Here is a 23,858-nt window from a genome sequence, read left to right on the forward strand (position 1 = left end):
TCCGTATCCGGTCGCGTGACCGTGATGCCGCCGGCCTGTCCGAAAGGAAGCGTTCCCGTGGCCCTCTCCCTCCGGCGCCGTGCGCTGCTGCTGGCCGGGTCCCTCGCCCCGGTGGCCGGATGTGCCACCGACGACGCCCCCGCGCGGCCCGACGGCCGGGGTGGCACGCCCTCCTCCGCGGGCCGGTCCGCGCCCGCGCCGGTGACCCCGCGGAGCCTCGCCGGACTCGAGCGCGCGTACGGCGCCCGTCTCGGGGTGTACGCCCTCGCGACCGGCACCGGAGCCACGGTCGTCCACCGCGCCGACGAACGCTTCGCGTTCTGCTCCACCTTCAAGGCGCTTGCCGCCGGAGCCGTCCTGGACCGCCGCCGGCTCGCCCGCCTGGACGAACGCGTCCCCTACACCGGGGACGACCTGGTCGCGTACTCACCCGTCACCGAGCGGCACACCGGAACGGGCATGACCGTCCGCGACCTGTGCGACGCCGCCGTCCGGCACAGCGACAACACGGCCGCCAACCTGCTGCTGCGCGACCTCGGCGGGCCGCGCGCCCTCACCGCCCACCTGCGCGGACTCGGTGACTCCGTCAGCCGCCTGGACCACGTCGAACCCGAGCTGAACGGCAACCCGCCGGGAGACCCGCGCGACACCACGACACCCCGCGCCGTCGCCGCCGACTACCGCGCCCTCACCCTCGGCGACGCGCTGCCGCCCGCCGAGCGTGCCCTGCTGACGGACTGGCTGGTCCGCAACACCACCGGCGACCGGCGCATCCGGGCCGGCGTCCCCGTGGGCTGGAAGGTCGGCGACAAGACCGGGACCGGTGAGTGGGGCCGGGCCCACGACGTGGCCGTGCTGTGGCCGGACCGCGGGGCCCCGCTGGTGCTGGCCGTCCTCACCGACCGCCCGGACCGCGACGCCGACCCCGTCGACCCGCTGATCGCCGAGGTCACCCGCCGCGTCCTCACCGCCCTCGGCTGACCCGGAGGGCGGCGCCGCGTGCCGTCAGCCCTGCTTCGGCGCGGCCTGCTGGACCACCTCGAAGGACCACAGGGTGGCGTCCGTGGCCGCGGGGCGCGGCTTCCCGCCCTGCTCGCCGCCGTGCGCCGCCTGGCCGCGGCCGGCCATCCAGCGCTGGAAGTCCTCCTCGGTCCGCCAGCGGGTGTACACGAGGTAGGTGTCGGTGCCCTCGACCGGGCGCAGCAGCTCGAACCACTCGAACCCGTCCGAACCCTCCACCGCCCCGGCCCGCGCGGCGAACCGCTGCTCCAGCGTCTCGCGCTGCTCTTCGGGAACCGTGAGTACGTTGATCTTGACGATGCTCATGTCCCGATTGTTCCGCAGCGAGGGCGACGGGCACGCGCCGGGTCAGCCCAGGCAGATGACCAGCAGACAGAGCCGTGCGGAGTCCGGGTCGGTCTCCGGCGTGTTCTCCGGGGCGGTGGCCGGAGGGGTGGAGGGGGCGGGCCGGGCGTCCTCGCCCCCGCCGGTGCCCCCGGTGCCGTCGTCCGCGGCCGGCGGCGGGGACGCGGGCCGGGTGGTACCCGCGGCGGGGGGAGCCTGCCCCTGGCCGGTGTCCACGCCCGCGCCCGTGTCCCCGCCCGCGCGTCCGCCGGAGCGGGAGACGGAGTCCGGGTCGGCCGACCGCGCGGGGGCCACCGCCTCCGTGCGGGGAGCGGTGCCACCGGCGGTGGAGGCCGGGGCCGCGGCGTCCGAAGCCCGCTCACCGTCGCCCGCCGGGGGCGACGCGGGCGCACGGTCCGCAGGCGTGGAGGGGGACGCCGGACCGGGGGAACCGTCCGCGGGTCCCGTCGCGCCGCCCATGCCCCGGACGTCGGGCGCGGTGGCGGCCTGCCCCCGGTCACCGCTGCCGCCGTTCGCCGAGGCGAGGGTCAGACCGCCGCCCGCCAGCGCCACGGCCGTGGCGACCAGGGCGCGCCGCTGGGTCTTCCTCCAGCGGGCCAGCTGCCGCCGCCGCGCCGCCCGGCCGGTACCCGCACCTGTGTCGGGGGCCGCGGCCGTCTCCCGCGGTACACCGTGACCCGCGCCGTCCCCTGTGCCGTCGGGCGCCGTGACGGCCGACGCGACGGCCGGCGGCACGGCCGGCGGGACGGCCGAAGGCACGGCGCCGGTCCGGGCGGCGACGGTCGCCGTCCCCGGAAGGGCGCGGCCACCGATGAGGCTGGGCGCGATGTCGGGGGCGTAGGCGCCGCAGCCGGGGCAGACCAGGGCGCCGTTGAGATGCCGGCGGCACGTGGAGCAGTAGTCCATCCGCTTCTTCCTGAGTCGTCGGACCGGCCGTCCGGGAAGGGGCCCGGTCCGGAGCGGGGAACAGCCACGCTAGCCACGCCTTCGGCCGACTGTGTGCAGCCCGTGTGCCTCTCCTGCGCACGTTCTCGGCGCACCGGGCGAGAAGGTCGTGAGCACGCCCGCCGCGCCGCCCCGCACCGGACACACTGCTGACCGACGTCCAGGGCGTGGCCGCGCACCGGCCCCGACGCCCTGCCGAGGTGCCGCGCCGGCCGCCCGGCCGGGCGGCCGCCCACGCCGCACTCCCGCCCGGAAGGCGCCCCACGTGAACCCCCGTACCCCCCACGCCCCCACCTCCGTACGCCGCCGCGTCACGGTCCTCGCCGCCGCGCTGTCGGCCCTCTCACTGACCGGCTGCGGTGTCCTCGGCGCCACCGGCGGCGCCGACGCGGGACCGGAGTCCCGGAGCTACGACATCACCGTGGGCCTGCTGCTGCCCGACACGGACACGGCACGCTTCGAGAAGTTCGACTACCCGCTGATCAAGCAGCGGGTCTCCTCGCTCACCGACCAGCAGGGCCGGGTCGTCTACGCGAACGCCGGGGGCAGCAGGACCCGGCAGAGCGAGCAGTTCCGGCAGCTGGTCGCCGACCGCGTCGACGTGATCCTGGTGAACGCCGTGGACTCCGCAGCGATCGCGCCGGACGTGCGCCGGGCGAAGGAGGCGGACATCCCCGTCATCGCCTACGACCGGCTCGCCGAGGGTCCCATCGACGCCTACGTCTCGCACGACAACGAACTCGTCGGCCAGGTGCAGGGCCGCGCCCTGGTGAACGCGCTCGGCGACGACGCCGAGAAGAGCAAGGTCGTCATGATGAACGGCGCTCCCGCCGACCCGAACACGGCGCTGTTCAAGAAGGGCGCCCTCGGCGAGCTGGACGGCAAGGTCGACATCGCCAGGTCCTACGACACCGAGAAGTGGCTGCCCGAGGTCGCCGCGGAGAACATGCGCAAGGCGATCGACGAGGTCGGCGCCGGCAACGTCGCCGCCGTCTACTCGGCCAACGACGGTATGGCCGGCGCCGTCATCGAGACCCTCCAGGACGCCGGTGTGACCGACCTGCCGCCGGTGACCGGGCAGGACGCGGACCTCGCGGCCGTGCGGCGGGTCGTGGCGGGCACCCAGTACATGACGGTGTACAAGCCGTTCCTCCAGGAGGCGACCGGGGCCGCGGAGATGGCGGTGGCGAAGGTGCAGGACCGCTCGATCCAGTTCGACGCGCTGGCCCGGGACCGCGTCGACAGCTCCACGCGCGAGGACATCCCCGCCATGCTGGTCCCGGTGACCGCCCTCACCAGGGAGAACGTCGAGGACACCGTGGTCGGTGACGGCGTCTACAGCGTGCGGGAGATCTGCACCAAGCCCTACGCGGCGGCCTGCGCGGAGATCGGCCTCACCCCGTGACCAGGTGACTGTGGCACACGTCACTCCGCTGGTCCGGTGACGTCCGCCCCTCCCGCCGGTCATGACAGGTGAGACGCAGACGCGAGCGAGAGAAGGAGCGGCCGGCATGAGCGCACAGGTGAAGGGCCCCGCGAGCTATTTCCCGTCCATCGAGAAGAAGTACGGCCGCCCGGTCGCGGAGTGGAAGGACCTCATCCGGGCGTCGCCGCTGACCCGGCACATGGAGCTCGTCGCCTGGCTCAAGACCGAGCACGGCCTGGGCCACGGTCACGCCAACGCCCTGGTCGCCCACACCCTCGCCGAGGACAGCGCCCCGAAGGCGTGAGGGGGGCGGCGGGACCGTGACCCGTCGGCCCCCCCCAGGGCCGTTCCCCGTCACCGGAGTTAGGATCCGGGCATGGCCCTGAGCGCGAGCGACGTGGAGCTGTTCACGGTCTCCAGGCCGCGGCTGGAGGCCATCGCCTACCGGCTGCTCGGTTCCGCGAGCGAGGCCGAGGACGCCGTGCAGGAGACGTTCCTGCGGTGGCAGGCCGCCGACGCCGGGAGCGTCCGGGTGCCCGAGGCGTGGCTGACGAAGGTCCTCACCAACCTGTGCCTGAACCAGCTGACCTCCGCCCGGGCCCGGCGCGAGACGTACGTGGGCGAGTGGCTGCCCGAGCCGCTCGTCGCCGGTGACCCCATGCTCGGCCCCGCCGACACCGCCGAACAGCGGGAGTCGGTGTCGTACGCGGTGCTGGTGCTGCTGGAGCGGCTCGCCCCGAACGAGCGGGCGGTGTACGTGCTGCGGGAGGCGTTCGACTACCCGCACCGGGAGATCGCGGAGATCCTCGACCTCACCGAGGCCGCCAGCCAGCAGTTGCTGCACCGCGCCCGGAAGCACCTCGCGCAGGGCAGGGCCCGTACCGAGGTCGACGCGGCCGCCGCCCGCAAGGTCCTCGACGAGTTCCTCGCGGCCGCCACCAGCGGCCGGACCGAGCCGCTGGTCCGGCTGCTCACCGCGGACGCCGTCGCGGTCGGCGACGGCGGCGGGAAGGTCCCCGCCCGCACCAAGGCGTTCGAGGGCGCGCTCGCGGTCGCCCGGTTCATGCGGGGCCTGTTCACGCCGGGCAAGGGCAAGCGCGCCCTGGTCGGCGGCTCCCCCGGCATCCACGTCGCGACCGTCAACGGCGGTCCCGCCCTGGTGGCGGTCGTCGAGGACCGGGTCGTCGGTGTCATGTGCCTGGAGGTCACCACCGAGGGCATCACCGCCATCCGCAGCCAGGCCAACCCCGACAAGCTCGCACGCCTCACGGAGCGCTGGGCCGCCGAGGACCACGGGGAACCCCTCTTCCACGCCTTCTGAACGACGTGTGACACAGGCCACATGCCACTCCTGTCAGGAAACGGCGGGCCGCCCGGTTCAAGGGGCGAACCCGCCGACGACAGGAGCAGGCCATGCAGCACCGCATCATCGTCCTCGGAGCCGGCTACACCGGAGCCTCCGCCGCCGGACGCCTCGCCAGGCGGCTGCGCCGCCAGGACACCGCCATCACCCTCGTCAACGCCGAGCCCGACTTCGTCGAACGCGTCCGCAACCACGAGCTCGCGGCCGGCCGGCGGCTGCGGCACCGGCCCCTCGCCGAGATGCTCGCGGGCACCGGTGTCGAACTGAGGATCGCCCGGGTCACCGCGGTCGACGTCGACCGCAGGACCGTCACCGTCCGGGACGCGGACGGCGAGGGCGAGGGAGAACTGGAGTACGACACCCTCGTGTACGCCCTCGGCAGCGGCTGGAACGACCGGGGCGTCCCCGGGGCCGCCGAGCACGCCCACGAGATCGCCGGCCGTGGCGGAGCCCTCCGGGTGCGCGAACGCCTCGCCCTGCTGGAGGCCGGACAGCGCGTGATGGTGGTCGGCGGCGGTCTCACCGGTCTGGAGGCCGCGACCGAGATCGCCGAGGCCCGCCCGGACCTCGAGGTCGCCCTCGCCGCCCGCGGCGGACTCGGCGACTGGCTCTCGCCCAAGGGGCGCGGGCACCTGCGCAAGGTCTTCGACCGGCTCGGCGTCACCGCCCACGAGCACGTCGACGTCACCGCGGTCCACGCCGACCGCGTCACCACCGCCGACGGCGTGTCCCTCCCGGCCGCGCTCACCGTGTGGACCACCGGCTTCGCCGTCCACCCGATCGCCCGGACCACCGCGCTGGAGACCACCGGCACGGGCCAGATCGTCGTCGACCGCACCATGCGTTCGGTCTCGCACCCCGAGGTGTACGCCGTCGGTGACGCGGCCATGGTGACGGGCCCCGGCGGCAAGCCGCTGCGGATGTCCTGCGCCTCGGGCATTCCCACCGCCTGGCAGGCCGCCGACTCCATCGCGGCACGCCTGACCGGCGGGAAGCTGCCCGACGTGACGATCCGCTACTTCAACCAGTGCGTCTCGCTGGGCCGCAAGGAGGGCCTCATCCAGTACGTCACCGCCGACGACCGTTCCGTGAACGCGGCCCTGACCGGGCGGTTCGCCGCCCTCTACAAGGAACTGGTCTGCAAGGGCGCCGCCTGGGCCGTGGCCCACCCGACGCTCGGACTGCCGACCCGGCGCCGCGCCGTGCGCGCCGCGGCCACCGCGGCCCCTGCCGACCCCGTAGCCACCGCGGCTCCCGCGGCGCCGGCCGACGCGGCGCGCCCGGCGACCGGGACGGCGGCCTGACCCCGCCCCCCCCACGCGGGGTCCCGGCCGCCGCCCGCCCCGGGGCGGCCGGCGAGACCGAAGGAGGCGGCGCGCGGTGCGAACACCGTGTCGCCGTCACCGGCCGTCGCCGGCACCGAGACGTGCCAGGCCCCCTTCTCCGACCCGGCCGCCTCCTCCCGCGTCACCTCCGGCGCGCAGGGCGGTCGCGGTGACGGGACGTCCCGTCACCGCCCTTCCGGTGTGACCGAGCCCGGGACCGGGCCGGCCGGCGGTCCTCCGGCCCCGGGACGACCACCGTCCGGAACCGGCGGCGGAGAACCCCGCCCCCTGACCCCACCCACCCCGCGTCTGCAACCCAGGTAAGAGGGCGGAATCCCCCTCCAGCCGGAGTCGTGACCTGCCGGTGCCGCCCTAGCCTGAACCGGTCATGAAACGAATCGACGACCGGCTGCTCCCGGTCCTGCTGCTGTGCGCCCAGGCCGTGGTGTGGCCGGGGGCGGCACTGGCGCGCGGGGACGTCCCGTCCGCGTCCGCCCTGCTCGTGGCGGCCCTGGTCGCGGGGCCCGTCACGGCCCTGCTCGCCCTGCGCCGCGCCCGCCCGGTCACCACCCTGGTCGTGACCGCCGCCGCCTGCGCGCTCGGCGCGGGGCCGCTGCCCGCCGGGGCGACGGCGGTGCTCGGCACCGCGGGCGCCGCGCTCGCCCTGTACGCGGTGGCGACCGAACGCGACACCTTCACCTCCGTGCTGTGCGTGGTGGCGCTCGCGCTGTGGCAGCTCCTGTACGGGATCACCCTGCACGGGATCAGCGAACGCGACGGACTCGACCTGGTGCTCACCGCCCTGCTGTACGCCACCGTGTGCGGCACCGGCCTGTTCGTCCGCCGGGCCCGTCACACCCGGCAGGCGTCCGAACGGCTGCTGCGGCGCGCCGAGTCCGAGCGCCACCGGCTCCCGGCGGTCGAACGGCGCAGGATGGAGCGGGAGTTGCACGACGTCAGCGCCCACCACCTGACGGCCGTGGTGGTCACGGCCGGCGCCGCGCTGGGCCTGCGCGAGCGGCGCCCCGAACTCGCCGGGGAGGCCCTGCGGTTCGCGGTCGACACCGGTCACGAGGTGACCCGGGCGCTCGGCGCGGTACGGGCCCCGGCCCCCTCGGGCGAGGACCTGCCGTCGCCGGAGGAACGGCTGCTCGACCTGGTCGCCGGATTCCGGCGCCTCGACCAGCGGGTGGACGCCGAGATCGACCCGCTGCCGGACGGCGCCGTCGCGGACGCGGCGTACGGCATCGTGCGCGAGGCGCTGACCAACGTGGCACGGTACGCCCCCGGGGCCCCCACGCGGGTGCTGTGCCGGTACGGCGACGAGCGCACGGACGTCGTGGTCACCAGCGGGGCGGCACGGCCCGGCACACCGGCGCCCGGGGCGGGCCTCGGCGGAGGACGCGGCCAGGGCTTCCTGCGCTCCCGGGCCCGGGAGGCGGGCGGCACCCTGACCACCGGCCCCACCCCGGAGGGCGGCTGGGAGGTGCGGGCGGCCCTGCCCGGGCGCACCGCCGCCCTCACGGAGCGGTCCGGCTCGCGCGGCTACCGCCTGGCGCAGGTGACGGCGGCCGCCGGCCTCGTCCTGCAGCCGCTGGTGCCGGCGCTGGTCGTGCGGGCGGAGGCCGTATCGGCCGGGCCGGTGTCGGCGGGCGTGCTCTTCGCGCTGCTGGCCGCCGCCCAGGCGGTCACGCTGCTGTGGCTGCGGCGGGCCCCGCTCACCACGCTCGGCGTGCTGCTCGCCCTGACCGCGCTCTGGCCGGTGGCGATGACCGCGGGCGACTACGGCGGGCCGGTCGTCCTCCCGCCCGCGCTGGGCATGCTCGCCGTCTGTGCGGCGCTCGCCGTGACCGCGGCCGGGCACCGCCCGCACGCCCTCCTCCCGGCCACCGCCGCGGTGGTGCAGGCGGCGGCCGTGACCGCCGCCGTGCTGGACCGGGGCACGACCGCGCCCGTCGGGGCGGTCGTCGTGTCGGCGACGGCCGGGGCCTGCCTCGCGGCCGGGGCCGCCCACGGATACGGGCTCCTGCGGGGGCGCCGCGAACGGGCCGCCCGGGGCGACCGGGACGAACGCCTCGCCGCCTGGACCGAGGAGGCGGTCCGGGACGCCTGGGCCGAGCGCCGCCGCATCGCGGGCGGACTGGAGACCACCGTGCTGGCGCGCACCGCCGACATGGTCACCGAGGCCGAGGCGGGACGCCTCGACGCCACCGCCGAACGCGCCCGCGAGGCGCTGGCCGCGATGCGTGCCCTGCTCGACACCGTCCGCGAGGGCGAGGCGGAGCGCGCCCTGCGCCCCCAGCCCACCCTCCAGGCGCTGGACCTGCTCGCCCGCCAGTGCCGGGCCACCGGCCGCGAGGTCGGGATACGCCTGACCGACCGCGTACCGGAACACCTGCCGACCGCGGTCGACCTGGCCGCCTACCACGCCGCCGAGACCCTCCTCGCCACCGGCGACGACGACCGGCCGGCGCTGCTCGAACTCGATGCTGTGGAAGGTACGTTGACGATCACGGCCACCGGGGTCGCACCCGCCGCCCACCCGGCCGTGCGGGAGCGGCTGGCGCCCCGTCTCGCGGCGCTCGACGGCACCTTCACCACCGGGCCCGCGGACACGGTCCGTCTCCGGCTGCCGCTGACCACGGGCGGCGGGGAGGAGAGGGAACGATGAGTCTCAGGGTGCTGGTCGCCGACGACCAGGGCATCGTCCGGGCGGGGTTCGCCGCCGTGATCGACGCCGAGGAGGACATGACGGTCGTCGGCGAGGCCGGCGACGGGGCCGAAGCGGTCCGCCTCACCGCGGAGTCGGCGCCCGACGTGGTCGTCATGGACGTGCGCATGCCGGAACTCGACGGCATCGCCGCCACCAGGATCATCACCGGCCGCCCGGACGCGCCCCGGGTGCTGGTGCTGACCACCTTCGACCTCGACGCGTACGTCTTCGAGGCACTGCGGGCCGGGGCGTCCGGGTTCCTCCTCAAGGACGTGTACGCCTCCGAACTGCTCCGGGGAATACGGGTGGTGGCCGCCGGCGAGAGCGTCCTCGCGCCGTCCGCGACCCGCCGCCTGATCGGCCACTACGCCTCCGGAGCGGTCGCCGGGGGGCCGGGGGAGCGAAGCCACGGCGCCCTGGACGGCCTGACCGACCGCGAACGGGGCGTCCTCGCCCTGGTCGCCTCCGGACTCACCAACGCGGAGATCGCCGCACAGCTCGGCATCACCGTCGGCACCGTCAAATCCCATGTCAACGCCGTCCTGCGCAAGCTCGGGCTGCGCGACCGGGTCCAGGCCACGATCCTCGCCTACGACCTCGGCCTCGCCCGCCCGAACCCGCCCGGCACCCCTCTCTGACCATCCGAGGAGCCCTCATGACCAGCACCGCCGAGAAGACCACCGCCGTGACCGGACCCGTCCGATCCCTGCCCCGGCGCCTGCGCCACGCCCTCACGGACGTCGCCGCCCTCGTCTACCTCGGGCTCTGCGCCGCCCTGACCGTATGGGCGTTTACGGCGAGCACCGGGAACGAGGACGCGTCGTTCGCGGGCGTCATCCCGTGGCTCGCCACCGCCCCGGCCAGTCTCGTCCTGTTCGTCCTGCCGGACCGTCCCGCGATGTTCCTCGTCGCCATAGTGGTCGGCGCGCTGGCCAACGCCCTGGTCATCGGCGCGTGTGCCCGCGTGCTGCGGCGCGGCGGCGGCAGGGCGGAGCGGTGACACCCCCCGGCTCCGCCGTTCACAGCTCGGCCGTGTCCAGGCCGAAGGCGCCCATCAGGGCGAAGGGATCCGGCGAGGTGCCGTCGAGACGCTGTTCGGACCAGATGGTCTTGTCGCGGCGGCTGTGCCGCACGCCCCAGCGGGAGCTGAGCCGCATCACGATGTAGAGGCCCCGGCCGCCCTCGTCGCTGTCGCGGGCGTGCCGCAGGTGCGGGCTGACGCTGTTGGCGTCGGTGACCTCCGCAAGCAGCCGCCCCTGGTCGTGGATGAGCCGCAGCCGCACCGGCCCCCTGCCGTAGCGGATGGCGTTGGTGACGAGTTCGCTCACGATGAGTTCCGTCGCGTACGCCGCCTCCTGGAGGTGCCAGACGGTGAGCTGCTGGTCGACGAGACGGCGCGCGGTGCCCACCACGGAGACGTCGCGGGGCAGGGTCCAGTCCGCGACCCGGTCCGGCGGCAGGGCATGGGTCCGGGCCAGCAGCAGGACGGCGTCGTCCGAGCGGGAGGGCGCCATGCGGTACACGCAGGTGTCGCAGAGTTCCCGCAGGGGCCGGGCGGGAGTGGCGAGGACGTGCTCGACGTCCCGGCGGGCGGCCTCCTCGTCCTCGCCGCGGGAGGCCAGGAGACCGGCGGTGCACACGGCGAGCAGACTGCCCGGGGCGAGCTGGACCACCACCGGGGTGAAGACCTGTCCGCCGCCCGCGCCCAGGGCCGGCCCCCGCGGGACGTCCACGTCGAGGGGACAGCCGTCGGGGTCCACGAGGACGGGCGCGGGGTGTCCCGCGCGGATCAGGGCGCACTGGCGGGAGACGGGGTCGTAGACCGCGATCGCACACGTCGCCACGCACCGGTCCGCGTCCGGGGTGTCGGTGTCGGTGCCGGTGCCGGCGGTGGCGGGGAGCTGCGCGGCGACCTCGTCCAGGTGGGTCAGCAGCTCGTCCGGCTCCAGGTCCTGGAGGGCCAGCGTGCGCAGGGCGACCCGGAGCTGGCCCATCGTGGCCGCCGCCTCGATGCCGTGCCCGGTGACGTCGCCGACCACCAGGGCGACGCGGGTGCCGGAAAGCGGGACGACGTCGAACCAGGCGCCGCCCGCCCCTTCGGGCAGGTACACGTGGGAGGTCTCCACCGCCGTCAGCCGCGGGATCTCCCCGGGTTGCAGCCGGCGCTGCAGCGCCGAGGCCACGGTGTGCTCGCGGCGGTAGCGGAGCGCGTTGTCCAGGTGGGCGGACGCGGTGGCGGCCGCCTGCCGGGCGACGTCCAAATCCGCCTCCTCGAAGGGGTCGGTCCGGACGCGGTACAGGGTGAGCAGGCCCAGGACGGTGCCCCGCGCCATGAGCGGGGCCACGATCATGGAGTGGACCTCCGCCGCGATCAGCGGGGCGAAGTCGTCCGGGCCGGCCGCGAGCCAGGGGTCGTCCGGGGACACCTGGAGGAGCCGGGCGCGGGTGTCGTTGAGGGCCTGGGTGTACGGAGTGGGAAAGGGGAAGGGACGGCTGTCGTCCTGCTTCCGGCTGGTGGGGACGGTGGGGGGAGCGAACGCCGTCCGGCGCAGCGGGGCGTCCGACGGCACGGGCCCGGCCCGGTGCCCCTCCCCGGCGGGACCGTCCTCCAGCAGGTCGACGGCCGCCGCGTCGGCGAAGCCGGGCACCAGGGCGTGCACCAGTTCACCGGCCGTGGTGCGCACCTCCAGGGTGGAGCCGACGGTCCGGTGCACCGCGCCGAGCACCGCGAGCCGGTCGGCCGCCGCCTGTCTCTCGGTGACGTCCTCGACGACGCCCACCAGACCGGGGACCCCGCCGCCCCGGTCGGGCAGCGGGAACAGGGACACCTCGACGGCCAGGGTGCGCCACGGCTCGGACGGGGACCGCCCGCGCACCAGCCGGCCGCGCAGCGGTTCGCCGGTCCGCAGGGCGTCGCCGACGAGCCTGCCCAGCTCACCCGCCGCGAAGCCGGGGACGAAGTCGTCCACGCCGTGCCCGACGACGTCGCCGGCGGGCAGGCCCCGCACTCCCCGTCCGGAGGGGTTGTAGCGCGTGACCTTCTGTTCGGCGTCGAAGACGAACAGGCCCTGGGGCGAGTCGGCGAACAGGGCGTTGAGGACCGCGGTGTCGTCGGCGGGACAGCCTGTCACCGGGGGCTCCCTTCGCGGGGGTCTCCCTCCTTACCTTCTCGCATCGGCCCGGCACGGCAACTCGGCCGCCCCGGGCCGGGGCGGGCCACCGGTTCCGCTACGCGCGCACGGGCCGCAGGGCGCCGTCGTACACCGTGCGGTGGTCCGGGACGACCACGCGGGTCGCGGGGGAGGCCTGCCGGACCCCGGCGAGGAACGCGTCCAGGTCCATGGCCGGGTCCCGTACGGGCGTCCCGAGCGGCACCTCGAAGTTGTCCCAGTGGACGGGCACGGCCACGCGGGGGTGGTCCAGGGCGCGCAGCAGCCGGGGCAGGTACAGGTGGGTGGCGGTGCCGGAGGGGACGGCGATCATCGCGAGGTCGGGACGCAGCCCCCGTACCGCCCGCTCGGAGAAGTCGCTGGCGCCCATGAGGAACGCGGACGGCCCGTCCGCCCCGGCGGTCACCTGGAAGGCGAGGGTGTCGCCCTCGGGCAGGTCGGCGATGGTGGCCGGCACCGCCGCGGGCGGGGCGTTCAGTGTGCCGGGGGCGAAGTAGGAACACTTCTTGTTCCGGCTGTGCAGGCTCGGCACCACCTCCACCACGATCCCGCCGAGATCCAGCACCTCGCCGCCCTTCACCACGGAGATCTGCCCCGCTTCCACCCCCAGCGCCACCAGCAGGTGGTACGTGGTCTCGGTGCCGACCACCCGGGCGCCCGTGGTCCTGGCGATGTGGGGCACGTCGGCGAGGTGGTCCCAGTGGGAGTGGCTGACCAGGACGAGCTCGGGGCGCCCGATGTGCGGGTCGACGGCCTCCGGCCGGCTCAGCAGCGGCGTGCGCGGGTCGAAGCCGTCGCCGAACAGGCCGGTGGGGAAGCGAGTGAGGTACGGGTCGAACAGCACGGTCCGCGCGCCGACGTCGATGCGCCAGCCGGCGGTGCCCAGCCAGCGCAGCGTCACCGCCCCGGCGTCCGGTTCACGGCCCCGTCGGGAGGTGTCCGCGGCGGCCGCGGCGGTGGGGGCCGTGGCCGGGACCAGCGGGACGGCGGCCCCGAGCGCTGCGCCGCGCAGCACCGCGCGACGTCCGAACCCGCGGCGCGCGGAGGCGCCGGATACGTCTGTGACACGTGGTTCCTGGGTCATGGCGGCAGCAGACCAGCAGCCGGACCGCCCTGTCCAAGACCGCGATCGGGCCCGTGCGATACGCGGACGCGTATACCGCCAGGTCACCGGAGGTGGTCGTGCCCGCGCAGCGCTCCGACCGCGATGCCGGCCGCCCGGCCGATCGCGGCGTCCACCGTGGCGCGGGAGGCGGCCAGGTCGTGGGTGCGGGCGAAGACGGCCACCGCGTAGGACGCGCCGTCGGGGTAGCGGACCACGCCCGCCTCCATGTGCAGGCCCGGCAGGGTCCCGGTCTTGGCCGCCACCGTCACCTCGTCCGGGAAGCCCGACACCAGCCGGTGGCGGAAGACCTGCCGCCCCATCAGGTCCCGCACGAAGGCGCAGGCCCGGGCAGGGCCGGCCGCGTCGCTCCACACGAGCCGCAGCAGCCGGGTGATCTCGCGGGGTGTGCTCGCCGTGGTCTGGCGGGGGTCCAGTACGGCCAGCCGGCGCTTGCGGTCCTCCGGCAGGGCCGGGTAGCGGACGGCGAACTCGCGCTCGTCGCGTGCCCCGGCCTCCGCGAGCATCGACTCCAGCAGGTGGCGCGGGCCGCCCACGATCCGGGTGCGCTCCAGGCCGAGCTCCGCCGCGAGGAGCCGTACGGTGTCCAGGCCCACGCGGTCCAGCAGCAGGTCGGCGGCCGTGTTGTCGCTGACGGACATCGCGAAGTGGGCCAGGTCGCGCAGCGACAGCTCCACGTCGTCCAGGCAGCCGGCGGTCCCCCAGCCGCCGAGCCGGTCGGCCGCGGTGACCCGCACCCGCTCCCGCGGGTCGAGCTGCCCGGCGGCCACCTGCCGGGCGAACTCCAGCACCAGCAGCACCTTGAAGATCGAGGCGATCACCACCGGCTCGTCCGCCCCCACCGCGACCTCGCCGCCGCCCGCCGCGCCCGCGTCGACGGGAACGGCGTGCAGCTGCCCCACGGCTCCCGCCCCCGCGAAGACCCGCCGGACCCGCTCCCCGGCCCCCGTCGTCCCCGGCTCCACCGCTCCCCCTTCGCCGCACCGACGCACCGACGCACCAACGCACCAACGCACCAACGCACCCGATCATCCCCCGGCGGCTCCCGTACGATCCCCGCTGTGAATCTCTTGCGCCACCTGCGTCTCTTCGTCACCGTGGCCGAGGAGTTGCACTTCAGCCGGGCCGCCGACCGGCTGGGCATGGCGCAGCCGCCGCTCAGCCAGGCGATCCGACGACTGGAGCGGGAACTGGGCGCGGAGCTGTTCGACCGCTCGCCGCGCGGGGTCCGGCTGAGCGCCGCCGGGGCGGCACTCCTGGAGGAGGCCCGGGACCTCCTCGCCCGGGAGGAGCGGCTGCGGGCGCTGGCCCGCAGGGCCGCCGACGGGGGGCTCGGCACGCTCCGCGCGGGCGTACCGCCGGACACCACGGCCGCCGTGCTGTCCGCGCTGCTGGCCGCCTGCGCCGAGGACGCCCCGGGGCTGACCGTCGACCTCCAGGAGGTCACCACGGAGGAACAGGTCCGGCTGCTGGTCTCCGGCGGGCTGGACGCCGGGCTCCTGCACCATCCCGTCGACGCCACCGAACTGCGGCTCGGGCCCGAGGTCTCCCGCGACCTGGGGGTCGTGCTGCCCCGCACCTCCCCCCTGGCCCGGCTCGCCGAACCGGCGCTCGCCGACCTGTCGGGCCATGACCTGGTGCTCTTCCCCCGGGCCCACGCGCCCGGCTGGTACGACCGGATCCTCGACGTGTGCCGCGCCGGGGGCTTCGTGCCCGGCCGGCTCCGCCACGCGTCCAACCCCGAGTTCCTGCTGGCCCTCGTCGCGTCGGGCCACGCGGTCGCCTTCGACCAGGGTCCGGTGGCCCGCCGGGAACCCCGGGTCGCCTGGCGGCCGTTGGCGGGGCGCCCCCTCGCCCGGCGCGTCGGCGGCGCCTGGCCCGCCGCCCGCACCCCCCACCCGGCCGCCCGCCGCTTCGCGCACCTCGCGGCCGGCGTCCTCTCCCGTGACCACACCGCCTCCGCACACCGCGCCACCGCCCCGGGCCCCCCGGACGACACCCCGCGTCCCTGGTCGGTGGTCTACGGCCCCTGATCCCTCGGGCGCGCACAAAAACCCGTAGACCAACGGGAGTTGACCCGTCACACTTTTGAGACCTCCCGATGCGTGTGACCATCCGGCAACGGTGGGTAATCCTCGCTACCTTGGATCCGCGACCGTCCAGGGGGGACATGTGAACGACAACGGGTACACCAGTCTGCCGGGATGGCGCGGTGGTGACGCCAACGCCGCGTACCTCGACAAGAACCTCAGGCACCTGCCGGTGGAGACCAATCTCGACGACTCCGTCGGCTGGCGGCAGTTGCTCCAGTTGTTCGTCTGCGCCCTGCTCGCCTCGTTCCTGGCGTTCCTGCCGGTGTTCTTCTTCGCGCTGCTGTTCCTCCTCGGGGACAGCACCGAGGGCTTCGCCGTCATGGTCGGGCTGGCGTACGTCGCGTCGGGCCTCGCCTTCTGGGTGACCCTGCTCGGGATGCGCCTGGTCGAGCCGATCGCCGAGTGGCGGGTCCTGCTGGCGGACCGGAGCGGATCGCTCGACTCGGCGTACGTCTCCATCGCCGGCACGCTCGCCCGCCGCTACGTCCCCGTCGACCGCGCGGAACGGATCATCGCGACCGGGCTGGGCCGCGACCAGGTCCGCAACCGCCTGGTGCTCTCCGAGGGCAGATGCCAGGTCTACGTCTCCGTCTTCTCGTACGGCACGAGCCTGTACCTGGGCTGGCAGATGTGGCGCTCGCGCCGCGGGTACGCCCTGATCGGCGGGTTCGTCTCCGACCTGATGGCGTCGATCATGGGCCGGCTCGGCCCCGAGCGCATCATGATGCGGACCGAGGGGGTGCGGGCGATGCGCGAGGCGGTGCACGCGGCGTGCCGGGAGGGGCTGGCCACGGCGGTGGACCAGGTCGTGGTGCCCGCCACCTACGCCTTCCCCCAGGGGCTGCCGCCGGTGCAGGTCGAACCCGCGCGGTCGGCCCCGGCCCCGGGTGCGGCGCCGGCCGCGCCGCCGGTCCCGGACACGGCCCCCGACGCCACGGGCTCCTGGGGCCCGCCGCAGGGCGGCCCGCGGGCGGACGGTGCCCCGCCCCGCGCCTGAGGCTCGAGCGGGAGGGGGAAGGGAGAGCCGATGACCGGAGCGGACGCGGGAGGCGTGCTGCTGCGCGCCGCACCCGGCGGGGAGACCTGGGCGTACGTCGCCTTCGCGCTGAGTCCCGCCGTGATGCCCGGGGGCCTGTACCCCGAGTTCTCCGAGGCCCGGCGCGCGGCCGAGCGGGTCGCCGCCGAGCGGACCTGGCTCGCGGCCCTGTGGACGGACCGCACCACCGCCCGCTGGGACCTCAGGTTCGTCGGCGACCCGGCGAGCGGCCGGGTCGGGGCGTTCCTCGTCGCCCAGGTGTACGGCGCCGACCGGGCGGCCGCGCTGGGGGCCGTGCGGGAGGCGCTGCCCGTCCTGGAGCGGTTCCCGGCGCACGTGACGGCGGCCCGGGTGGGGGACACCGGCCGGATCGCCCGCCTGCTCGCCCCGTTCGTACCGGGACGGGGCGGGATCGCCGAGATCCGCAAACGCCTCACCTGCCGGACACTCACCCGCCCGTGGGGAGCGGAACGGGTCGCCACCGCGGTCTCCCGGTTCGACGCCGGCGCCCCGTCCTGGACGCCGGTCTGGGCCCAGCTGGCCGCGGAGCCGCGGCCGACGGTGGTCAGCGTGTGCCTCGAACCGTGCTCCGCCCCGGCCGGGCTCGTCGAGGGCCTGACGATGAGGGCGCAGGCGTTCGCGACCCTCGCGGCGCCGGGGATCCCCGACCCGCTGCACGGGCTGCCGGTGCCGGGTGACCCCTTCGCCGCGGAGGCGCACCGTCTGTACGACACCGCCGCACGGCGCTACACCGGGCGGCTGCACCGGGTGCGCGTCTCGGTGGCCGTCGAGGGGGAGGCCCCGGTGCCGGAGGTACTGGCCGGCCTGATCGGCCACACCCTCGCGCCGGAGAGCTCCGGCGCGGTCGTCGTGCGACCGCGGAGCGCGGAGGACCACCGGGTGGCCTGCGGCAACCTGCTGGGCGTCAACCAGGACCGGCAGCCGGAGGCGTACTGGCAGGAGGTTCCCGCGTTCCTGCGGCCGCCCGCCGCGGGAGCGCTGTGGCTGAGCGATCCGGGGACGGTGACGGCCCTCGCCGATCTCGTGGACGCCGACGAGGCGGCAGCCGTGTTCCGGCTGCCCCACGAGGAGCCCGGCGAGCCCGAGCTGTTCGCCCTGGAGCGCCGGGCCGCGAACCCTTCCCGCGTCCCCACCGGCGGTACCGACGCCGGCTGGACCGACTTCGGTCCCGGTGACTGACCGCACCCCGCGGGTGCGGCCCCGCCACGACCCGATGACGAACAGGAGCCACCGGACATGCCCGTAACCCCCGCGGCCCGGCCGCCGGAGAACGCGCTGACCTTCAGCTTCCCGGGACCACAGGCGCACGCCGACGCCCTGAACCGGGACCTCGCGGAGTGGATCAACGACACGGAGGAGCTGGGCGCCGGGGCGAGCCTGCGCACCGAGCCGCCCGCCCCCGGTGAACAGGGGGACGTCGCCGTCGCCGTGGACATCGTCAACGCCTCCGCGGCGGTGGTCGCCGCGGCCACCAACGCGTTCTTCCTCTGGCTCCAGCAACGGCGGGCCACCCACCGGCGGATCGAGTTCGAGGCGGTGCGCCCGGACGGCACCCGGATCAGTGCCACGGTGGAGGACGAGGCCCAGCTGACGGCGGTCATGGACCGGCTGTCGCGGTTCGCGGTGACCCCGCCGCCGGGAGGCGATGAGTGACCTGGGCCGTGTGGCCGCCCGCCCCCGCCACCGCGTACGCGCTGCTCGTCGGCACCGGCCGGCACGTCCGGCCCAGTGCGCTGCCCTCCATGCCCCAGGCGGTGACCACGGCCCGGGCCCTGGGCGCCGCCCTCGGCGGCGCCCGTGGGGTGTTCGACGCGCGGCGGACCACGGTGGTGCCCGACCCCGCCGACGCCCGCCAGGTCCTCGACCCGCTGCGCCGCATGGTCCGTCGACGGGACGCCGACCTGCTGCTCTTCTCCTACTGCGGCCACGGTCTGCTCGGCCGGGGCGACCGGCTCTGTCTGGCCCTCACCCCCTCCGGCCAGGACGGCGGCGGGGGCGACCCGAGCCCGTCCCTGCCGTTCGCCGAAGTCGCCGGTCTGCTGCGGGAGTCACCGGCCCGGCACAAGGTCGCCCTCCTCGACTGCTGCTTCTCCGGGCGCGCCCTCGGCCCGGACGGCCACGGCATCCACCTGCTCACCGCGTGCGGCCGCACCCAGAAGGCCCTGTTCCCGCCCGGGGGGACACTGACGGGCTTCGGCGGGGAACTGCTCAGAGTCCTCGACGAGGGCATCCCCGACGGGCCCCGCGAGCTGTCCCTCACCGCGCTCTACGACCGGCTGTCCGTGGTCCTGCCGACCACCCCCGCACCGCGCACGGGCATCGTCCCCACCGGCTACCCGGCGCCCCACCAGCAGACCGTCGACGGATCGGGCCATCTCGCGCTGGCCGTCAACCCGGCCCACGGCACCCACCGGACACCGGCGGGACTGCGCGCCCGGGGTGCCTTCGCCCAGCGGCTCAAGAAGCTGACCGAGCCGTCACCCGGCACCCCCGTGCCCGACCCGGCGAGGCTCCCCCAGCTGCTCACGGTGCTGGCCGGTCTGTCCCGGGACGCGGCGGACGTGCTGGGCCCCCTCGACGACTTCGCCATCGGCGCCCGCCGCAACCACGCCGTCATGACCGGCGCCGCCGGCTCCCCGGAGCGGGCCGCGGCGCTGCTGACCGCCCTGGCCGACACCCTCCGTGCCACGTCCCCCGCCCATCCGGCGCTCCCCGCCACGGAACGCGCCCTGGCCCACTGGAACAACCGGCTCCGGGCCACCCCGCCGCCGGAAACCACGCCGCCCGGGTGACGGGACGCACCGGCCGGCGCGCACCCCCGCGGCGGGGACGGACCGCGCGGTGAGTCCGACCCCTTCGGTGAAAAGGTCCGACCGCCTCGGCGGCGGCGGCGGAGGAGGAGGTGTCCGCGAGGGGCGGGGCGCCGTGCGCCGGGCCCCTCGCGGACGACGTCCTACTTGCTGACGGCGAAGCGCATCAGGGCGTGCTCGTCGCCCTGCTTCACCTTGCCCGTCTCGTTGATCACCTCGAGCTTCCAGGAGCCGTTCACGCGCACGGCCTTCGCCACGGCACAGCCGTTGTCCTGGCTCAGCAGGCTGGGCCAGATGTCGGCGACCTGCTGGGTGCTCCCGCCGGTGGCGTCGTAGACCTTGAAGCTGATGTTGCGGGCCTTCTGGAAGGAACTGCCCTTCTTGTAGGCGGCGGCGACGAACACGACCGCCGTGATGGCCGAGGGGAGCCGGGCGAACTCGACGGTCACCGTCTCGTCGTCCCCGTCGCCGTGCCCGGTCTGGTTGTCGCCGCTGTGCAGCAGCGAGCCGTTGCCCATGGGGTCGAGCGAGTCGAGACCGGCGAGGCGCACCGGGTCCCCGCCCTGCATGGCGACCGCTATCAGGTCCAGGTCGGTGCCGGTCTTGCGGCGCAGCTTGCCGAGCACTCCGCCGCTGCTGCCGGCGGTGGGGTCCCAGGAGACACCGATGGACAGGTGGGTGACCCCGTCCAGGTCCGCGGGTCCGTCTTCCTTGGTGAGCGTGATCATGCGTGAGTCAACCTCCGTTGCGGAACTACGGCCCCGAGTCTGCCCGGTGCCGTGAAGATCCGATATGGCGGGTCTGTCACAGACCCGCCGGCCGGATCAGACGTTGACGCCGAAGTCGGCGGCGATGCCCGCCAGTCCCGAGGCGTAGCCCTGCCCGACGGCCCGGAACTTCCACTCGCTGCCGTTGCGGTACAGCTCGCCGAAGACCATGGCGGTCTCCGTCGAGGCGTCCTCGGACAGGTCGTAGCGGGCGATCTCCACGTTGTTGGCCTGGTTGACGACCCGGATGAAGGCGTTGCGGACCTGGCCGAAGCTCTGGCCGCGGTTCTCCGCGTCGTGGATGGAGACCGGGAAGACGATCCGGTCGACGGTGCCGGGCACGGCGGCGAGGTTCACCTTGACCGCCTCGTCGTCGCCCTCGCCCTCGCCGGTGAGGTTGTCACCGGTGTGCTCGACCGAGCCGTCGGGGCTGGTGAGGTTGTTGTAGAAGACGAAGTGCCCGTCGGAGAGTACCTTGCCCGACGCGTCGAGGAGCAGGGCCGAGGCGTCGAGGTCGTAGTCGGTACCGGTCGTGGTGCGTACGTCCCAGCCCAGGCCGACCAGCACGGCGGTCAGGCCCGGTGCCTCCTTGCTGAGCGAGACGTTGCCGCCCTTGGCCAGGGAGATTCCCATTGCGTACTCCTTCTCGGCAGGTGTGGTCACCGTCCGTGCGCCGGCCGGGACCAGGGGTATCGAGGACTTGGAAGACGTCCTGAGGGGCCGGTCAGTTCCGGGACCTGCCGAACAGCAGGCGGTAGGCGATCAGCAGGACGAGGGCGCCCACGACGGCGGAGCCCCAGGTCGCCGCGTCGAAGAACTCCCGCCGCACCGGCCGGTCGAGGAACTCGGCGGACAGCCAGCCGCCCAGGAAGGCGCCGGCGATGCCGATGACCGTGGTGCCGACGCAGCCGCCCGGATCACGCCCGGGCAGGATCAGCTTGGCGATCGCTCCCGCGAGGAGTCCCAGGACCAGCCAGGCGACGATGCTCATCTCTCCGACGCTCCGTTCCACCGCCGTGTTCGTGCGAGGCGGTGCCCCCACCCTATCTTCTACATCGGTGTAGAGGGCGAAGGGGTGGGCGACCGGTGGGGCGGGAGGCCGGCGGAACGCGCGGTGCGCTGCTCGCGTCTTGCTTCCGACCGGCTGTTCCGGGCGGGAAGGGCACGGTCCCGATCAGAAGGTGGGACGATATCCGCCCCGACGCGAGCACCCTCTAACAAAGCTGACAGAAGTTGAGACACATACCGCCGCAGAACGTTCAGCGCAGACGAATATCCGGGACGACCGGGGCCAGCGGGATGACCGGGGCCGTCACGGTCCCGGTGTGGCGCCGGTTACGGACCGTGCTGTGGTCCCTGGCCGCCCTCGTGACCCTCGGCTTCCTCATCGGGCTGGAGGTGGCCGCGCGCCACTACGGCACCCCGGGGCCGATCACCCTCCAGGCGCGCGAAGTGATCCACGCCCCCAAGTCGGGGGGCCTGCTGTACGCCTCCATGGCCCTGATGACGGTGGTGCTCACCCGGCGGGAACGGTTCGTCGCGCTGGGCGCGGCCGTCGGCATCGACCTCGCCTTCGTCGCGGTCCGGTGGGCCGCCGGCATCGACACGGCCGGCGGCCACCCCTTCGGCAACGGTGCCCTGTGGGTGACCCTGGGCGTCGCGGTCGTCGCCGTCACCCGCCGCACCGGCCCGGACCGCACCCTGCTGCTGAAGGGCGTCGGCCTGGCCCTGCTGCTGATGGCCGGCCGCAAGACCGGCGACACCTGGCTGCTCATCACCTCCAAGACCCGCCCGATGGTGCTCGACCCGTACCTGGCCGCCGCCGACCACGCGCTGGGCAACCCGTCCTGGCTGGTGGGCCGGGTCGTGGAGGCCACCGGTGCCGTCGGTTTCAACGTCCTCGACTTCGTCTACGGCAATCTCGCGGTCGCCGCGGTCGTCGCCGCGCTGTACCAACTGCGCCGCGTCGCGGTCGAACGCCGCTTCCCGCGCCACCACCTGGTGCGCACGTTCCTGGTGATCGGCCTCGTCGGCCCGGCGTTCTACATGATCTTCCCGGTGGTCGGCCCGCTCTTCGCCTACGGCACGGGCACCGCCCACTGGTCCGCCATCAGCCTGTGGGCCCCGGACATGCCCCCCACCGTCCCCTGGTCCGTGGGTGACCTGTGGCCGGACACCCTGCCGCCGGCCGACAGCCCGCGGCCCATGCCGTTCGACGAGATCACCCCGCGCAACTGCATGCCGAGCCTGCACACGGCGTGGGCCGTCGCCATCTTCATCCACACCCGCGGGGGCCCGCGCCTGCTGCGCCACGCCGGAACGTTCTGGCTGGTCGCCACCCTCTGCGCGACGCTGGGCTTCGGCTACCACTACGGCGTGGACCTGCTCGCCGGTGTCGTCTTCACCCTCACGATCGAGGCGGCGCTGCGCGCCTACGACCGCGGCCCGGACCGCGCGGGGCTGCTGCTGGCCGCGCACGGCGCCGTGGTCTTCACCGCGCTGCTGCTGTCGTACCGCTGGCTGCCCGTGGAGATGGCCCGGCTGCCGTGGCTGGCCGGCCCCCTGCTCCTCCTGGCGACGGCGTCCGTGGTGTACCGCTACGTGCGGGTCACCGGGGCGTGGTCGCGGGACACCGTGCCGGTGCCTGACCCCGGCACGGGACCGGCACCGGAGCCGGCACCGGAGCCCGCCCGGGCCGTGGTGCCGGCACCCGCGGGTCCGGTGCCGCCGGCCCCCGCCGGGCCCGTGGTGCCGGCGCCCGCCGACCCCGCGCCGGTCGAACGCGCCCCCGACGCGGTCGACCGCACGTGAGCCACCGGGAACGGGACGGCCGGACGCCCGGTGCGCGGGGAGTCAGCGCACCGGGAATCCGAAGGTGTACCCCTGCTCCTTGAGCCGGGGGAGGATGCGGCGCAGCGCGTCGACGGTCTGGGAGCGGTCACCGCCCGCGTCGTGGAAGAGGAGGGTCGGCCCGTTCGGCAGCTCCCGTTCGACCGTGGCGACGATGGCGTCCGCGCCGGGCCGCTCGAAGTCCTTGGTGTCCACGTTCCAGCCCAGCGGTCGCATGCCCCGGGAGGCGGCCAGCTCGCGGCTGTAGGGCGTGAAGGCGCCGCCGGGTGCCCGGTAGTACAACGGCCGCACTCCCCCGGACGCCTCGGTGATCGTGCGTTCGGCGTCGAGGATCTGCTGCTTCTGGTAGGCCTCGGGCTTGCGGTCCATGGTGGTGTCGTGCGAGACGGAGTGGTTGCACAGCCGGTGCCCGGCCGCGACCACGTCCTTCACCAGGTCCGGGTGGGCCTCGGCCTGGATGCCGGTCACGCAGAAGGTCGCCCGGACGCCGTGCTCGCGCAGCAGGTCGAGCACCTGGGGGGTCCATGCGGGGTCGGGGCCGTCGTCGATGGTGAGGTTGACGCCGCGCGGCCCCGCGTCGGAGGCGTGCACGATCGTCTCCTGGACGCGCCCGACGCCGCCGGCCGGCGAGGCGGACGCGGCCGCCTGCGGCGGCGGGCCGCTCGTGACACCGGCCTCGGCGGTCCACACCGAGGCGCCGACGGCCAGCGCCGTCACCCCGAGTGCCGCACCGGCCACCTTCCCGTACCAGCCCCGCCCACCACCGTGCCGCGCCATGTCCGCCCCGCCTCCGCACCGTCGCTCCACCCCGCGTCCACCGGGGAACCACCTGGGGGGACGGGGGAGGGGCG

23 protein-coding genes are annotated in these 23,858 nt (G+C 75.2%); 14 read left to right on the plus strand and 9 right to left on the minus strand.

Going from position 1 to position 23,858, the window contains the following annotated elements:
* Positions 1-24 precede the first annotated feature (24 nt).
* Positions 25-981, plus strand: a complete 957-nt coding sequence (bla, locus tag IE118_RS09845) for a class A beta-lactamase (protein ID WP_189557615.1) — start codon at positions 25-27, stop codon at positions 979-981.
* A 24-nt stretch (positions 982-1,005) separates the two neighbouring features.
* Here bla and IE118_RS09850 read toward each other — a convergent pair whose 3' ends face one another.
* A complete protein-coding gene (locus IE118_RS09850) occupies positions 1,006-1,326 on the minus strand; it encodes an antibiotic biosynthesis monooxygenase family protein (protein WP_189557373.1) in 321 nt (106 codons plus the stop codon).
* Between the two features lie 42 nt (positions 1,327-1,368).
* Complete coding sequence (locus IE118_RS09855; protein ID WP_189557374.1) at positions 1,369-2,271, minus strand: SCO2400 family protein; 903 nt, start codon at positions 2,269-2,271, stop codon at positions 1,369-1,371.
* Between the two features lie 304 nt (positions 2,272-2,575).
* Here IE118_RS09855 and IE118_RS09860 point away from each other — a divergent pair, with 304 nt between their 5' ends.
* The 7 genes from IE118_RS09860 (at position 2,576) to IE118_RS09890 (ending at position 10,137) form a co-directional block, all read left to right on the plus strand.
* Positions 2,576-3,715, plus strand: a complete 1,140-nt coding sequence (locus IE118_RS09860) for a sugar ABC transporter substrate-binding protein (protein ID WP_189557375.1) — start codon at positions 2,576-2,578, stop codon at positions 3,713-3,715.
* Between the two features lie 106 nt (positions 3,716-3,821).
* Entirely contained in the window at positions 3,822-4,040 is a 219-nt protein-coding gene (locus tag IE118_RS09865) for a DUF4287 domain-containing protein (protein ID WP_189557376.1), read from the plus strand.
* A gap of 72 nt (positions 4,041-4,112) precedes the next feature.
* Positions 4,113-5,057: an RNA polymerase sigma-70 factor gene (locus IE118_RS09870; protein WP_189557377.1), complete on the plus strand. Its 945-nt coding sequence runs from the start codon at positions 4,113-4,115 to the stop codon at positions 5,055-5,057.
* Positions 5,058-5,149: 92 nt separating this feature from the next.
* Positions 5,150-6,403 (plus strand): NAD(P)/FAD-dependent oxidoreductase, encoded by a 1,254-nt coding sequence (locus IE118_RS09875; RefSeq protein ID WP_189557378.1) that lies wholly within the window; start codon positions 5,150-5,152, stop codon positions 6,401-6,403.
* A gap of 409 nt (positions 6,404-6,812) precedes the next feature.
* Positions 6,813-9,095, plus strand: coding sequence for a sensor histidine kinase (locus IE118_RS09880; protein ID WP_189557379.1), 2,283 nt, complete (start codon positions 6,813-6,815; stop codon positions 9,093-9,095).
* Positions 9,092-9,775, plus strand: a complete 684-nt coding sequence (locus IE118_RS09885; protein ID WP_189557380.1) for a response regulator — start codon at positions 9,092-9,094, stop codon at positions 9,773-9,775. Before IE118_RS09880 ends, IE118_RS09885 begins: the two co-directional genes overlap by 4 nt.
* A gap of 17 nt (positions 9,776-9,792) precedes the next feature.
* The gene (locus IE118_RS09890; protein ID WP_189557381.1) at positions 9,793-10,137 is read left to right on the plus strand and encodes an SCO4225 family membrane protein; all 345 of its coding nucleotides are present in this window, start codon (positions 9,793-9,795) and stop codon (positions 10,135-10,137) included.
* A gap of 19 nt (positions 10,138-10,156) precedes the next feature.
* Here IE118_RS09890 and IE118_RS09895 read toward each other — a convergent pair whose 3' ends face one another.
* From IE118_RS09895 to IE118_RS09905, 3 genes are all read right to left on the minus strand, one after another.
* On the minus strand, positions 10,157-12,268 hold the full coding sequence (locus tag IE118_RS09895) for a SpoIIE family protein phosphatase (RefSeq protein ID WP_189557382.1): 2,112 nt from the start codon (positions 12,266-12,268) through the stop codon (positions 10,157-10,159).
* A 97-nt stretch (positions 12,269-12,365) separates the two neighbouring features.
* A complete protein-coding gene (locus tag IE118_RS09900; protein ID WP_189557383.1) occupies positions 12,366-13,391 on the minus strand; it encodes an MBL fold metallo-hydrolase in 1,026 nt (341 codons plus the stop codon).
* Positions 13,392-13,474: 83 nt separating this feature from the next.
* Complete coding sequence (locus IE118_RS09905) at positions 13,475-14,395, minus strand: serine hydrolase (RefSeq protein ID WP_189557384.1); 921 nt, start codon at positions 14,393-14,395, stop codon at positions 13,475-13,477.
* 96 nt (positions 14,396-14,491) lie between these two features.
* On the opposite strand from IE118_RS09905, the gene IE118_RS09910 reads away from it, so the two are divergent.
* The 5 genes from IE118_RS09910 to IE118_RS09930 all read left to right on the plus strand — a co-directional run bounded on the left by IE118_RS09910 (position 14,492) and on the right by IE118_RS09930 (position 19,372).
* Positions 14,492-15,463, plus strand: coding sequence for a LysR family transcriptional regulator (locus IE118_RS09910; protein ID WP_229846735.1), 972 nt, complete (start codon positions 14,492-14,494; stop codon positions 15,461-15,463).
* A gap of 139 nt (positions 15,464-15,602) precedes the next feature.
* The gene (locus tag IE118_RS09915; RefSeq protein ID WP_189557385.1) at positions 15,603-16,520 is read left to right on the plus strand and encodes a hypothetical protein; all 918 of its coding nucleotides are present in this window, start codon (positions 15,603-15,605) and stop codon (positions 16,518-16,520) included.
* Positions 16,521-16,550: 30 nt separating this feature from the next.
* Positions 16,551-17,759 carry a hypothetical protein gene (locus IE118_RS09920; protein WP_189557386.1) on the plus strand — a complete coding sequence of 403 codons (1,209 nt, stop codon included), beginning with the start codon at positions 16,551-16,553 and terminating at the stop codon, positions 17,757-17,759.
* A 57-nt stretch (positions 17,760-17,816) separates the two neighbouring features.
* Positions 17,817-18,233: an effector-associated constant component EACC1 gene (locus IE118_RS09925; protein ID WP_189557387.1), complete on the plus strand. Its 417-nt coding sequence runs from the start codon at positions 17,817-17,819 to the stop codon at positions 18,231-18,233.
* Positions 18,230-19,372 carry a caspase, EACC1-associated type gene (locus IE118_RS09930; RefSeq protein ID WP_189557388.1) on the plus strand — a complete coding sequence of 381 codons (1,143 nt, stop codon included), beginning with the start codon at positions 18,230-18,232 and terminating at the stop codon, positions 19,370-19,372. Before IE118_RS09925 ends, IE118_RS09930 begins: the two co-directional genes overlap by 4 nt.
* A 161-nt stretch (positions 19,373-19,533) precedes the next feature.
* Here the strand turns inward: IE118_RS09930 and IE118_RS09935 are convergent, their stop codons facing one another.
* The 3 genes from IE118_RS09935 to IE118_RS09945 form a co-directional block, all read right to left on the minus strand.
* Positions 19,534-20,118, minus strand: a complete 585-nt coding sequence (locus IE118_RS09935; protein ID WP_189557389.1) for a TerD family protein — start codon at positions 20,116-20,118, stop codon at positions 19,534-19,536.
* A gap of 96 nt (positions 20,119-20,214) precedes the next feature.
* Positions 20,215-20,790, minus strand: coding sequence for a TerD family protein (locus tag IE118_RS09940; protein WP_189557390.1), 576 nt, complete (start codon positions 20,788-20,790; stop codon positions 20,215-20,217).
* Positions 20,791-20,881: 91 nt separating this feature from the next.
* Positions 20,882-21,148 carry a GlsB/YeaQ/YmgE family stress response membrane protein gene (locus IE118_RS09945; RefSeq protein WP_189557391.1) on the minus strand — a complete coding sequence of 89 codons (267 nt, stop codon included), beginning with the start codon at positions 21,146-21,148 and terminating at the stop codon, positions 20,882-20,884.
* Between the two features lie 308 nt (positions 21,149-21,456).
* Between IE118_RS09945 and IE118_RS09950 the strand changes: the two genes are divergently transcribed.
* Entirely contained in the window at positions 21,457-22,968 is a 1,512-nt protein-coding gene (locus IE118_RS09950) for a DUF5933 domain-containing protein (protein WP_189557392.1), read from the plus strand.
* 42 nt (positions 22,969-23,010) lie between these two features.
* Here the strand turns inward: IE118_RS09950 and IE118_RS09955 are convergent, their stop codons facing one another.
* A complete protein-coding gene (locus tag IE118_RS09955) occupies positions 23,011-23,784 on the minus strand; it encodes a polysaccharide deacetylase family protein (protein WP_189557393.1) in 774 nt (257 codons plus the stop codon).
* Positions 23,785-23,858 lie beyond the last annotated feature (74 nt).

It is taken from the genome of Streptomyces pilosus (genome assembly GCF_014649835.1).
Taxonomy (GTDB): domain Bacteria; phylum Actinomycetota; class Actinomycetes; order Streptomycetales; family Streptomycetaceae; genus Streptomyces; species Streptomyces pilosus.

Bases quoted from the DNA above. Each gene is read 5' to 3' on its own strand.
- bla (WP_189557615.1), top strand. From the start codon at position 25: ATGCCGCCGGCCTGTCCGAAAGGAAGCGTTCCCGTGGCCCTCTCCCTC.
- IE118_RS09850 (WP_189557373.1), bottom strand. From the start codon at position 1,326: ATGAGCATCGTCAAGATCAACGTACTCACGGTTCCCGAAGAGCAGCGC.
- IE118_RS09855 (WP_189557374.1), bottom strand. From the start codon at position 2,271: ATGGACTACTGCTCCACGTGCCGCCGGCATCTCAACGGCGCCCTGGTC.
- IE118_RS09865 (WP_189557376.1), top strand. From the start codon at position 3,822: ATGAGCGCACAGGTGAAGGGCCCCGCGAGCTATTTCCCGTCCATCGAG.
- IE118_RS09870 (WP_189557377.1), top strand. From the start codon at position 4,113: ATGGCCCTGAGCGCGAGCGACGTGGAGCTGTTCACGGTCTCCAGGCCG.
- IE118_RS09875 (WP_189557378.1), top strand. From the start codon at position 5,150: ATGCAGCACCGCATCATCGTCCTCGGAGCCGGCTACACCGGAGCCTCC.
- IE118_RS09880 (WP_189557379.1), top strand. From the start codon at position 6,813: ATGAAACGAATCGACGACCGGCTGCTCCCGGTCCTGCTGCTGTGCGCC.
- IE118_RS09885 (WP_189557380.1), top strand. From the start codon at position 9,092: ATGAGTCTCAGGGTGCTGGTCGCCGACGACCAGGGCATCGTCCGGGCG.
- IE118_RS09890 (WP_189557381.1), top strand. From the start codon at position 9,793: ATGACCAGCACCGCCGAGAAGACCACCGCCGTGACCGGACCCGTCCGA.
- IE118_RS09900 (WP_189557383.1), bottom strand. From the start codon at position 13,391: ATGACCCAGGAACCACGTGTCACAGACGTATCCGGCGCCTCCGCGCGC.
- IE118_RS09920 (WP_189557386.1), top strand. From the start codon at position 16,551: ATGACCGGAGCGGACGCGGGAGGCGTGCTGCTGCGCGCCGCACCCGGC.
- IE118_RS09925 (WP_189557387.1), top strand. From the start codon at position 17,817: ATGCCCGTAACCCCCGCGGCCCGGCCGCCGGAGAACGCGCTGACCTTC.
- IE118_RS09935 (WP_189557389.1), bottom strand. From the start codon at position 20,118: ATGATCACGCTCACCAAGGAAGACGGACCCGCGGACCTGGACGGGGTC.
- IE118_RS09940 (WP_189557390.1), bottom strand. From the start codon at position 20,790: ATGGGAATCTCCCTGGCCAAGGGCGGCAACGTCTCGCTCAGCAAGGAG.
- IE118_RS09945 (WP_189557391.1), bottom strand. From the start codon at position 21,148: ATGAGCATCGTCGCCTGGCTGGTCCTGGGACTCCTCGCGGGAGCGATC.
- IE118_RS09950 (WP_189557392.1), top strand. From the start codon at position 21,457: ATGACCGGGGCCGTCACGGTCCCGGTGTGGCGCCGGTTACGGACCGTG.
- IE118_RS09955 (WP_189557393.1), bottom strand. From the start codon at position 23,784: ATGGCGCGGCACGGTGGTGGGCGGGGCTGGTACGGGAAGGTGGCCGGT.